Source organism: Pelomonas sp. V22, from assembly GCF_030014915.1.
Taxonomy (GTDB): domain Bacteria; phylum Pseudomonadota; class Gammaproteobacteria; order Burkholderiales; family Burkholderiaceae_C; genus JAUASW01.
Window position 1 is genome coordinate 289,712 of sequence record NZ_JAGIXS010000007.1, and the last position, 11,507, is coordinate 301,218.

General features: G+C 65.6%; 10 protein-coding genes. 4 read left to right on the forward strand and 6 right to left on the reverse strand.

Going from position 1 to position 11,507, the window contains the following annotated elements; all coding sequences use genetic code 11:
* The first annotated feature begins 36 nt into the window (after nucleotides 1-36).
* The gene (locus J7U46_RS20585; protein WP_282829074.1) at nucleotides 37-183 is read left to right on the forward strand and encodes a hypothetical protein; all 147 of its coding nucleotides are present in this window, start codon (nucleotides 37-39) and stop codon (nucleotides 181-183) included.
* Between the two features lie 4 nt (nucleotides 184-187).
* On the opposite strand, the gene J7U46_RS20590 is transcribed toward J7U46_RS20585, so the two are convergent.
* The 5 genes from J7U46_RS20590 to J7U46_RS20610 form a co-directional block, all read right to left on the reverse strand.
* Nucleotides 188-799 (reverse strand): DUF938 domain-containing protein, encoded by a 612-nt coding sequence (locus tag J7U46_RS20590; RefSeq protein WP_282829075.1) that lies wholly within the window; start codon nucleotides 797-799, stop codon nucleotides 188-190.
* A gap of 63 nt (nucleotides 800-862) precedes the next feature.
* Nucleotides 863-1,126: a hypothetical protein gene (locus J7U46_RS20595; RefSeq protein ID WP_282829076.1), complete on the reverse strand. Its 264-nt coding sequence runs from the start codon at nucleotides 1,124-1,126 to the stop codon at nucleotides 863-865.
* A gap of 34 nt (nucleotides 1,127-1,160) precedes the next feature.
* Nucleotides 1,161-1,853: a YdeI/OmpD-associated family protein gene (locus J7U46_RS20600; RefSeq protein ID WP_282829077.1), complete on the reverse strand. Its 693-nt coding sequence runs from the start codon at nucleotides 1,851-1,853 to the stop codon at nucleotides 1,161-1,163.
* A gap of 86 nt (nucleotides 1,854-1,939) precedes the next feature.
* Nucleotides 1,940-2,290 (reverse strand): RNA-binding protein, encoded by a 351-nt coding sequence (locus tag J7U46_RS20605; RefSeq protein ID WP_282829078.1) that lies wholly within the window; start codon nucleotides 2,288-2,290, stop codon nucleotides 1,940-1,942.
* Between the two features lie 107 nt (nucleotides 2,291-2,397).
* Complete coding sequence (locus J7U46_RS20610) at nucleotides 2,398-2,607, reverse strand: hypothetical protein (protein WP_282829079.1); 210 nt, start codon at nucleotides 2,605-2,607, stop codon at nucleotides 2,398-2,400.
* A gap of 377 nt (nucleotides 2,608-2,984) precedes the next feature.
* Here J7U46_RS20610 and J7U46_RS20615 point away from each other — a divergent pair, with 377 nt between their 5' ends.
* Nucleotides 2,985-4,271 (forward strand): aspartyl protease family protein, encoded by a 1,287-nt coding sequence (locus tag J7U46_RS20615; protein ID WP_282829080.1) that lies wholly within the window; start codon nucleotides 2,985-2,987, stop codon nucleotides 4,269-4,271.
* Between the two features lie 9 nt (nucleotides 4,272-4,280).
* Here the strand turns inward: J7U46_RS20615 and J7U46_RS20620 are convergent, their stop codons facing one another.
* Nucleotides 4,281-5,669 (reverse strand): hypothetical protein, encoded by a 1,389-nt coding sequence (locus J7U46_RS20620; protein ID WP_282829081.1) that lies wholly within the window; start codon nucleotides 5,667-5,669, stop codon nucleotides 4,281-4,283.
* A gap of 230 nt (nucleotides 5,670-5,899) precedes the next feature.
* On the opposite strand from J7U46_RS20620, the gene J7U46_RS20625 reads away from it, so the two are divergent.
* Together J7U46_RS20625 and J7U46_RS20630 are read left to right on the forward strand one after the other, a co-directional pair.
* Nucleotides 5,900-7,609 carry a rhamnogalacturonan acetylesterase gene (locus tag J7U46_RS20625; RefSeq protein ID WP_282829082.1) on the forward strand — a complete coding sequence of 570 codons (1,710 nt, stop codon included), beginning with the start codon at nucleotides 5,900-5,902 and terminating at the stop codon, nucleotides 7,607-7,609.
* On the forward strand, nucleotides 7,596-11,504 hold the full coding sequence (locus J7U46_RS20630) for a beta-galactosidase (protein WP_282829083.1): 3,909 nt from the start codon (nucleotides 7,596-7,598) through the stop codon (nucleotides 11,502-11,504). Before J7U46_RS20625 ends, J7U46_RS20630 begins: the two co-directional genes overlap by 14 nt.
* Nucleotides 11,505-11,507 lie beyond the last annotated feature (3 nt).

Here is an 11,507-nt window from a genome sequence, read left to right on the forward strand (position 1 = left end):
GCGTATCACAAAGCTTGCTCACCGAGTACGACTGCCATGAACCGTGTCCGTTGGGTCCTGCTTTCACCTCTGCTGTTGCTGTTGCCGCTGCTGACGGCCTGCGACCCCGTTGCGATCAGCCTGCAGCCACTGCGCGCTGCATCCGGCGATGCCGGGCAGGCCCGCGTGTCGGCAGCCCCCTGAGCTGTCAGGTGGGTCTGATCTTGCGCCAGACGAGGGTGAAGTTGTTCGCGGGCATGGCGATCAGCTCATCGAGTTGAAGCCCGACCCGGCCGGCGACCTCGGCCACTGCATCGATGTCCCGCACGCCCCAGCAGGGATTGCGTGAACGCAGGCTGGCATCGAAGGCCTCGTTGCTGGGTGAGGTGTGCGAGCCGTTTCGCAGGTAGGGGCCGTAGGTCACGAGGGGGCCGCCCGCAGGAAGCAGGGCCGCAGCGCCAGCCATCAGACCGAGCGTGGTTTCCCAAGGCGAGATGTGGATCACGTTGATGCAGAGGATCGCGTCGGCCGCCGTGATCGGCCAGGGCTGCGCCAGGAGGTCGATGGCCAACGGCGCTCGCACATTGGTCAGTCGTTCAGCGGCCGTCCAGGCCTCAATCGAGCGATGGCGCGCCCTGTCCATCTCGCTGGGCTGGAAGTGCAGGGCGGGCAGGGCCTGGGCGAAGTGAGCCACATGCTGCCCGGTGCCACTGCCGATCTCAAGGACCAGGCCTTGCGGTGGCAACACGCGCTCCAGCACTTCGAGGATGGGCTGCTTGTTGCGTTCGGCGGCAGGGGAGGATTCGCGTGCGTCGTTCATGCGGCGATGGTAGGTGCGAATGCCTGATCGCCGACCCGGATCAAGCCAGCACGGCGGCCCCGCTCAGCGGCGCGTTCGCGGCGGGCTCTTGCCGCGATGCGCCTTCGACCATTCGTAGTCGGAGCCATCGGGGAGCTTGCGGTCGGCGACCGTGGCCACGCCGGGCCTGCCAACGCTCTCCGCCAGTTCCGTCGAGATGATGACGTGGTGCCTGCCCTCGCGCCGCTTTCGCTCGGCGTGCGCGAGCGCCTCGACCAACTGGCTGCCCAGGAAGGCCTGGGAGGCGGGGTTGGCGTCGGCTTCGAGCCAGAAGACAACGATGCTCATGGGGGGCTGCTCCTTGCAATGCGTGAAGGTCGGGTCACTGCTTCTTTCCCTGCGGGTAGATCGTCTCGCCGCGCTTGAGCATGTCGACAAAGCTCGCGATCTTCTTCTCGCGCCCGGCCGCTGTCTTCATGTTGTGGACGCGAAAGGCGAGCGCAAAGCGGTTCTGCGCGCTGAGGCTTGCCAGCATGGCCCGGGCCTGGGGCTCGGCGTCGATGGCCGCCTGGAGATCGTCAGGGATCTTCATGTCCTTGCCGCTGCCGTAAGCGCGGTCCCAGCGGCCGTCCGCCTTGGCCGCCTGCACTTGCGCCAGTCCGTGCTCGGTCATCCGGCCTTCTTTGATCAGGCGCGCCACATTGGCGACGTTGATCTTGCTCCACACACTCTTGCTGCGCCGTTTCGTGTAGCGCTGCAGATAGCTCGTCCCGTCCAAGCCCTTGCGCAAGCCGTCGATCCAGCCCCAGCAAAGCACCACGTCGATGGCCTGTTTGGGCGTGATCGAAGGCAGCCCCGAGCTCACTTTGTGGATCTTGATCCAGACCTCGTCTGCCGTGTCGTGATGCTGGGCGAGCCAGTCGTGGAAGCTCTGCTCGTCGGCGAACTCGTGGAGGTTCTCGGGGACTGTCACTGTCGATGCCATTGGATGGATGCTCCCTCGCGCGCCGAGTTTACTGAGGGCTGGCACAGGGCCTGGCCACTTCGAACGGATCAGCTCGATGGACCTGGTCATCCATCGTTGCTCCAGCGCGCACAGGGCCAGGGCGAAAAAAAACCGACTCAGGAGAGTCGGTCTTTCGCAGGAGCCTGCAGGCTTGTTCAGTAGCGGCCGCCGCCGAATCCACCGTTGCCGTAGCCAACGTCGGAACGCTTCGCCGCCCGGTAGCCTTCCGCGCTGTAGGCACTTGAGCTGTTGCTGGCTTCGCGGGTGCGGGCCGGGTTGACGACGATGGAGCGTCCGTCGACCGACATGCCGTTCAGCGCGGCGATGGCCTTCTCGGCGTCCTCTGCAGACGCCATTTCCACGAAGCCGAAGCCCTTGGAAATGCCGGTGTCCCGGTCCATCATGACCCGGGCGGAGGACACGCCACCGTAGGCCGAGAAATTGCTCCTCAGGCTGGAGTCGGTCACCGAGTAGGGCAGGTTGCCGACGTAGAGTTTGCTGGTCATGGGAGAGCCTTTCTGGGGTAACGGCGCACCGTCAGGGCGCGTGGGTGCGACACGGGGCCGCGGCGGGGGGGGAGGGGGGGCGTTCAGCATCCGGCGAGCGCAGATGCTCAGCAGGAAGGTGGGTTCGGCATGCAAGCCTGCAGCCAGCCCTGGGTGACCGCGAAGAGTCGCGCGGCGTCGCGCGAGGCGAAGGTCTTGTCGAACCGGAACACACGGCAGTAGCTGCCGTTGCCCTTGGCTCGATGAACCGAGAAAGAGGCGCGAAAGCGGCCGCAGTCGGTCTGATGTGTCGCTGGCGAGACGACGAACTTGCCCATGGAAATGGCGGTGTTGGAAATCTTGTTCAGTCAGAGGCGCGGGCTTGAATCGCCCGGCGGGAGCGTGTGGTGGCTCGGATGGCCGCTGCTCAGCAGGCCAAAGAGGAAGTCGCTTGCCAAGGGCAGCCGACTTTGCGTGTCACCCGTCTTGGGAGGACAGGGGTCGGGGAGGATTGTACCGCCCAGCCCTCAGCTCAAGGTTTGCCCACCACCGCCCGCTTCAACCACGCCCCCGGCACCGGCACCACCACGATGTTCATGCCGCCTCCGTCGGGCGCTGCGTCATCCTGAGAGGGGATCGCTCACTCGACGGAGCGAACTTGCAATGCAAGAGTGCACTGAGAATGGCGCCTCTTCGAAATTTAGTCAGATCTCGCATGACAGAACCTTTGCGTCGCATTGAGCCCGGTCTTGGGACTTTGGATGGCATTCCGATCAATGCCGAGGAACCCTCGTTCATGAATGTGGCGCGCGAGCGTGAACAGAGACCCGGCGCGCTGTTGTGGATGCTTGCTGTTGGATCTGTCATCGCCGTGATGGCCTGGAACCTCGCCTTCAATCTGCCCGAGAACGCGGGCGTTGGCTACGCCTTCGGGGCAGTCATCGGCTCGTTGTTTCTGCCCGGCTTGGTCCTGGGGACGGCACTGGTATTCGACAGCCAGCGTGGCATGCGCTCGTGCCTCAAGGTCGTGTCGATCACTTGTGCTGCGGTGTTGCTAATGCTCTGCGCTCACCTGTTGACCGTCCGTGGCTATGGCCAACGCTGGTTCAACCATGAGCAGCTCACGGCAGCGGACTTTGAAAGGCTCGCGATGGAGTGCGCGCGTGCCCGCGACCTGCGCTGTGAAGAGTCAAACTGGCGCGACTATCTGCGCCTGCGACCGGATGACGCTCGTGGCGCTGCCTGGCTGGGACGCACGCTCAATCGCCGCGGCAAGGATGCAGAAGCGATCATCGAGTTCCAACGTGCCATCGCGGCTGGCAGCGGTGGCTACGACATGTTCGCTTTCTACGGCGACAGCCTTCAGAAGCTCGGTCGCAACGACGAGGCGATCAAGTGGTTCTATCGCTCGCTGTCCGTTGATGCGCGACAAGTGGACGTGCGTGGCAAGCTGGCCGAACTGCTGGTGGCAGCGCGACGTCCCTATGAGGCAATCTCCTTGCTGCAGGCCTATGACGAGTCGCTCGAGTCGCATGGCCGTCCGGCGTACTTCTCGGCCCAGCGGATGTCCATCGAGAGCATATTGGGGCGCGGCGCTGGTTCCGTCGCGCCCGAACTCGCTTCACTGCGAGTGCCGATGATGAACGGCCACTACTTCGTTCCGGTCACCATCGCCGAAGCTCGACCCTGGCCCTTCGTGCTTGACACGGGTGCCTCGGTCACGACGCTCAGCGAACGGCTTCTGCAAGATTCCAAAGCCCTCTACAGGGTTGTTGATCCCGACGCGCAGATGCGAACGGCTGACGGGCGCAAGGTAACCGCTCGAGCGATCGTGATCGACACCTTGCGCGTTGGGCCGTTTGAGCTCACGAATGTGCCTGCCGTGGTCTGTGCAGATTGCGTTCCCTTGCTTGGCCAGGCGACGCTCAGCAGATTCGATCTGCGCTCGGAGCGCGTTCAGGGCACGGACTTCATCTGGCTGACGGCGCGGGCTTCGCGCTAGCGCGGCTGTTCAAGGCTTGACCGCCACCGGCCGCTTCAACCACGCCCCCGGCACCGGCACCACCACGATGTTCATGCCGCGTCCGTCGGGCGACAGCATGGCGGACTGAATCTGGATCCGGGTGCCGTCGGGGCTGAAGGTGGGGTGGATGTGGTCGCGGGCGGTGTCCTTGTGGCCGGCGCTGAGCAGGATCATCTCGCTGGTCTTGCGGTCGATCAGGTAGAGGCCGCGCGCGAAGTCGTCGCCCACGGCCCAGCGACCGTCGGCGGAGCCATGCACATGCCAGAGGCCGCTGCCCGAAGGCGTCTGGCCGACGATCTGCATCTCGCGGGTGCGCAGGTTGACGATGGCCAGGCCGGTCGGCTTCTCGCGGGTGCCGGATGGGCCCCAAGCTGCATCCTGGCCGGGGTTGGCGCCCTCCACGCCGGTGCCCGCCGGGCCCTTGTTCTCCACGCCGGGAATCGGCCGGTGGCCCATGATGGCCAGCGCGACTTCGTCCTTGCCGATGATGGCCTCGTGCGTCACCCATTCATGCGCGGACTCGGGGTAGAGCGGGCGCAAGCCAGTGCCATCGCCCTTCACGGTCCAGGTGCGCTGCGGCGACTTGCCGCCGGTCTCCCAGCTGAACACCAGCTCGCTCGGGTTCCACAAATTGGCCTGGATGTGGCCGATCTGGAAGGGTACGGAAACCACATGCTGAATCGCGCCCGTCGACACATTCATCTTGGCGATGCCGGTCGGGCCGGCGCCCATATTGCGCGGGCCGAAGGGAGCTTCGATCTTGGTGCCGGGTGGCAGGTGCTTGCCCGCCGCCGCCTTGGCCGTGATACGGAAGTAGAACCAGTCTTCATCGGCATCGAGCGCTGTGTCGCCCACCGCGCCCAGCTCGGCCGGCACTTCACCGACGATGCGCTGGTATTGATCGGCGCTCTTGAGCTTGCCAGCCTTGCTGTCGGCAAACAGGCGGGCGAGGTCCACCGCCACCACTTGCTTCTTCACTTCAACGGCCGGCGGCGTGCCCTTGGCGCGCGGCTCGGCGTCGCGCAGGAAGAAGAGCCGCATGCTCTTCTGCGCCGGGTTGAGCATGCCGTCGTAGCCGCCCTCGGTGACCTGCACGATGTCGCCGGTCTGCTCGTTCACGGCCATCGCTTCGCCGGCCACCATCGCGGAGCGGAAGATCAGCCACTGGCCGTCCGAGGTCCATTGCGGATGCGTCTGGTAGATCTTGGAATCGCCATGCTGCTGCGTGGTCAGGAAGGTCAGCGGCGTGCCCGTCACCGGGTCGATCACGACCTTGCGTTCTGACGGAAACCGCTTGCCAATCTCGGCCAGCGCCGGTTGGGCGAAAGCCATCGTGAGGCAGAGCAGGGAGCAGGCGGCGCGCAGGGTCGTGTTCATCGTGTTCGTGAGCCAAAGCTGTGCAATCTGAGGTGGCGCGATGGTAGCCACGCACCCTCGGAATGCGCAGTGCCGTGAGCGGTCGAATCCGAATCGCTCACGATGATGCGTTATTGGTGCGCCGATGCCTCGTTTGGTGCGAATCCCTCTAGCATTGCCGCCAAACAGGTCATGGGCTGTCCAGCGCGTGGCAACAGGGCGCACAGCGCCCGCATTTCGAGACAAAGCCCATGACTCTCTCTCGTCAGCTCTGCGGAATCTCCGCCGGCTTGCTTGCCTCCCTGACCTGGCTGTGTGCCCAAGCCCAGGCGCCGCAGCCCCTGCCGCCTGCCGTGAACACCGACCCGCTGGGCGCGCTGAAAATCGTGCTGCCCGAGCCGGCCAATCCGGCCCTGCCCACCGTCCTGCTGATCGGCGACTCCACCGTGCGCAACGGTCGCGACGACGGCCAGAACCTTGGCGTGGAAGGCCAGTGGGGCTGGGGCACGCCCATTGCCGCCTACTTCGACGCGAGCAAGGTCAACCTGGTCAACCGAGCCATCGGTGGCCTGAGCAGCCGCACCTATATCAGCGGCGGTCACTGGCAGCGCTCCCGCGCCCTGCTGAAGCGCGGTGACACGCTCCTGATCCAGTTCGGCCACAACGATTCGAGTGCCATCAATGACGCGAGCCGCGCGCGCGGAACGATCAAGGGCATAGGTGAAGAGAGTCAGGACATCGTCAACGAGCTGACCAAGCAGGCCGAGACGGTGCACAGCTATGGCTGGTATCTGCGCAGCTACATCAACGAGGCCAAGGCCCTCGGGGTGAAGCCGGTGATCGTGTCGCCGGTGCCGCGCAAGCGCTGGGATGAATCGGGCAAGGTGGGCCGATCCAGCGGCAATGGCTACGCTGGCTGGGCGGCGGAGGTGGCCAAGCAGGAGGGTGTGCCCTTCATTGACTTGAACGAACTGGTGGCGCAGCGCTACGAGGCGCTCGGCCGCGAGGCGGTGATGAAGCTCTTCCCGCAGGTGACGCCGGATGAATCGGTGCACACGAACTGGGCGGGCGCGCTCCTGAACGCGCAGGTCGTGGTGGCCACGCTGCAGCAGCTGAAGGCCGTGCCGGCCGAGTACTTCGTCGCGGCGGACAAGGTCAAGCTCATTCCCCCGGTGGCGAAGCCCAAGGAAGACGACCGACCCGTGGTCGACGCGGCTCGCGTGGCCAAGGAGGCGCCCGTCAATGCGCAGCTGCCCAGCCTCTTCATCGTCGGCGATTCCACGGTCAAGAGCGGCGGCCAGAACGGCGCCTACGGCTGGGGCGAACGCATCGCGCCCTTCTTCGATTCGAACAAGATCAACATCGTCAACCACGCCATCGGCGGCCGCAGCAGCCGCACCTTCCTGACCGAGGGCCGCTGGGATGCGGTGATGGCGCAGCTGAAGGCCGGCGACTTCGTGCTCATCCAGTTCGGCCACAACGATGGCGGCCGCATCGGCGATCCGGCCATGAAGCGCCGCGCCTCCGGCCCCGGCATCGGCCCCGAGACGGTGGATGACCCGAAGCCGGACGGCACAAGCGAGTTGGTGCACAGCTTCGGCTGGTACATGGCCCGCTACATCGCCGACGCGCGCGCCAAGGGCGCGACCGTGGTCGTGCTCTCGCCGATCCCGCACAAGGACAAATGGCAGCAGGGCCGTGACTTCGAGAGCTTCGCGCAATGGGGCGAGCAGGTGGCCAGGGCCGGTGGCGCGCAGTTCATCGACCTGACGATGCTGGTCACGGCGGGCTACAAGACGATCGGCGAAGAGAAGGTCAACAGCTTCTTCTCCGACGCACGCACCCACACCAACGAGGCCGGCGCCCGCTTCAATGCGGAGCGCGTGGTCGAGGGTCTGCGGGCGCTGCCGGGCAACCCCTTCGCTGCCTATCTTGCTGGAGCCGCCAATGCTGCGCGTTGATCGGATGCGAGGCCTGCTGGCCGGCTTCGCGATGGGTCTGCTCGCCTTCAGCGCGCAAGCGCAGGACCTGCCGGCTCAGCTGCTCAACACCGCGCCTGCAGCGACCAAGACCTCCGTTGCGCCGGTCAAGAAGGGCGAGCTGACATACCTGATGTCGGCCTTCATGGCCACCTCGCAGAACACGCTGAGCCTGTTCTCGTCGAACGACGGCATCAACTTCACGACGCTGGCCTCCGAGGTCTACACGCCGGCCAAGGAACTGCTGCGCGACCCGTCCATCATGCGGGCGGCGGACGGCCTCTACTACATCGCCTACACGACCAACTGGTCGGGCCAGACCTTCGGCATCGCCAAGTCCGCAGACCTGAAGAGCTGGACCCATGTGGCCGACGTGACCCTGCCGCTGCCGGGTCTCAAGAACGTCTGGGCGCCCGAATGGTTCCGCGACAAGGATGGCCGCTGGCAACTGGTGATGTCGCTCTCCACCCAAGGCACCGAAGGCCCGTTCGCCGCGTATTACATGACGCCGCTGGATGCGACTTTCTCGAAGTTCTCGGCGCCGGTGCCTATGCAAGGCCTCTCGGGCAACTACATCGACACCTTCGTCGTGCTGATGGACGGCAAGCACCACGCCTTCACCAAGAACGAGACCACCAAGCTGATCGAGCTGGCCACGGCCGATTCGCTGGCGGGCCCGTGGACCTTCGTGAAGCAGGGCGATTGGGCCGGCTGGGGCGGCCCGTCTGAAGGCCAGGCGCTGGCGCCGATCACCGGTGCCGATGGTCGCAAGGGCTGGCGCATCTACTTCGACGACTACACGACCAAGCGCTACTGGTACTCGGACAGCTTCGACGGCTTCCTGAGCTGGAGCAAGAAGAAGGAGCTTGGCGGCGTCTCGGGCACCGTGCGGCACTTCACCGTGATCGCCGAGGAGACCCAAGCACTTGAGAAGGCGCTGACGCCCAAGGGCAAGGCCAAGTCCATCGCCTGGGACCGCTACTCGCTGATCATCGATGGCAAGCGCGAGATGATCTTCGCCGGCGAGTTCCACCCGTTCCGCCTGCCTTCGCCCAGCCTCTGGCGCGACGTGCTGCAGAAGATGAAGGCCTCGGGGCTGAACGCCGTGTCCTTCTATTTCTCCTGGGGCTACCACTCGGCCAAACCGGGGCACTACGACTTCAGCAATGTCCGCAACATCGAGCGGGCCATCCAGATGGCGGAGGAGGAAGGCCTCTTTGTCATCGCCCGCATGGGCCCCTATGTGAACGCCGAACTGACCGGCGGCGGCTTCCCCGGCTGGCTGTTTCGCCAGCGCGCCGAGGCGCGCACCGATGCGGCCGAGTACCAGGACGCGGCCGATGAATGGATGACCCAGATCAACGCCATCCTCGCGCGCCACCAGATCACCGATGGTGGCGGCACGGTCATCGCGTACCAGATCGAGAACGAGCTGTTCTCGGTCCAGCCCAAGAACATCCGCCACATGCAGCACCTGGCCGACAAGGCCCGGGCCGACGGCATCACCGTGCCCTTGTTCCACAACGCGGCCTCGCGCCTGCCGGACTGGACGCCCAAGAACTCGACCGCGCCGTTTGCCAACCCTGGCCCGACCGACCTCTATGCCTTCGACGGCTACCCCGGTGGTGTCTGCGGCGTGGATGCCGAGCCTGGTGCGCCCGCCCGCGCGCCGGACTGGGGCATCTACGGCACGAATGTGCCCAAGGTCGGCTCACTGGCCTCACCCAACACGCCCGGCTTCGTCGCCGAGATCGGCGCCGGCTGGTTCGACTACTGGGGCTCGAACGGCACCTACGAATGCACGGCCAAGCGGCAAGGCCCGGGTTATCAGCGCGTGTTCTATGGCACCAGCCTGATCAACTCGCTGACCATCCATTCCATCTACATGGCCTTTGGCGGCACCAGCTGGGGCTGGCAGCCAGGGCCCATCGTCTACACCTCGTATGACTACGGCTCGCCGATCAGCGAGGCGCGTGTGCTGCGCGACAAGGCCTATGTCCTGAAGCAGATGGGCAGCTTCGTGCAGGCCGCCGCGCCGGTGCTGGCGCAGATGGACAAGGGCGAGGTGATTGCGCCGTCCACCGACAAGATCAAGCTGTATCACAACCTCAACAAGGCCTTGGGAACGCATGTGCTGTTCGCGGTGCAGAACCCTTCGAGCAACACCGGCACCGAGCGCTTCACGTTCCCGCTGACGACCCGCGATGGCAGCTACCGCGTACCGCAAGCGGGCACGCTGCAGCTCTCGGGGCAGGACGCCAAGATGCTGCTGGCCTCGTATGCGCTCGAGCGCCAGCACCTGGTCTATTCCACGTCGGAGATCCAGACGCATCTGCAGCAGGGTGAGCGGGACGTCGCCCTGTTCTACGGCCGTGCGGGTGAAGACGGCGAGACGGTCTTGCGCTTTGCTTCCCAGCCCAAGGTTGATGTGCTGGCGGGCCAGGCTGCTGTGGCCTTCGATGCCAGGACCGGCGACCTGCGCCTCAACTATCAACACCAAGGCCTGATCGAGCTGAAGATCAGCGGCGGCGGCCGTGCGCCGCTCGTGCTCTTGATCGCTGACGAGAAGACCGGCTGGCAGTTCTGGAAGCTTCATAGCAACCAGGGCGCTGTCTTGGCTCAGAGCGCGGCCTTGCTGCGTGCGGCTGAAGTGAAGGGCTCGGCGCTTTCGTTCACCGGCGACACGGAAGCCGACAGCGCGTTGCGCGTCTGGGTGCCATCGAGCATCAAGTCCTTGGCCTTCAACGGCGAGCAGCTGGCCAGCAAGCCACAGCGCGAAAGCCTGCAAGCCTCGGCCCTGCTGAAGGGCCCGGACAAGTTCCTGCTGCCCGACCTGATGCAGCAGGCCTGGACCCGCCGCTGGGATTCGCTGGAATCCAAGCCCGACTTCGACGACAGCGCCTGGCGCAAGGCCGATGCCAGTGGTGCGGCCTCCAATGTCTACACCGCGCCAGACAAGGGCCAGCCGGTGCTGTCGATGAGCGAGTACGGCTTCCACCATGGCGACGTCTGGTACCGCGGCCGTTTCAAGGTGACGGACCCCAAGGCCAACCGCCTGGAGTTGTTCTTCGGCGGCGGTGGCGCAGGCCTGATCCAGGTCTGGCTGGACGGGCAGTTCATCGGCCAGCAAGACCACGACACCGGCCGGCCGTTCCCGGAGACGACCGACACCTTCCGCAAGACGCTGCAAGACCTGACCCCGGGCGAGCATGTCCTGTCGGTCCTGGTGCGCAACAACTCGCACAACTGGGACCTGTTTGCCGACGACGTGCACAAGGAAGCGCGCGGCCTGATCTCGGCCTCGCTGACCACGCGCAGCGGCCAGCGCTTCGCCACGCCCATCGCCTGGAGGATCCAGGGCAACAAGGGCGGTGAGGACATTGCCGACCTGGTGCGCGGCCCGATGAACAGCGGCGGTCTTTATGGCGAGCGCATGGGCTGGCACCTGCCGGCCGCGCGCGACCGCGACTTCAAGACCGGCTGGGAGTCGGCCTCCCCCAGCGCCGCACCGCCCGCACCGGGCAGCTACTGGCTGCGCACCACCTTCAAGCTGGACCTGCCCCAGGGCCACGACATCCAGCTGGGCCTGGCCTTTGGCGACACCACGAAGCCGCGCTCCGAGGTGGAGAACCGCGCGTTGATCTTCGTGAACGGCTGGAACATGGGCCAGTTCATCGCCCACATCGGGCCGCAGCGGGTCTTCGTGATCCCGCCGGGCATCCTGAATCCAAACGGCGAGAACACGATTGCCTTGGCGGTCACCACCGATGGCCAGGCGGCCAATGCGCTGGAGGCTGTGAAGCTGGTGAGCCTGCATGCGGCGCGCGGCGGCGTGAAGCTCGAAGCCGTGCCTCAGCCCCGCTACCTGCAGCGCTGAACC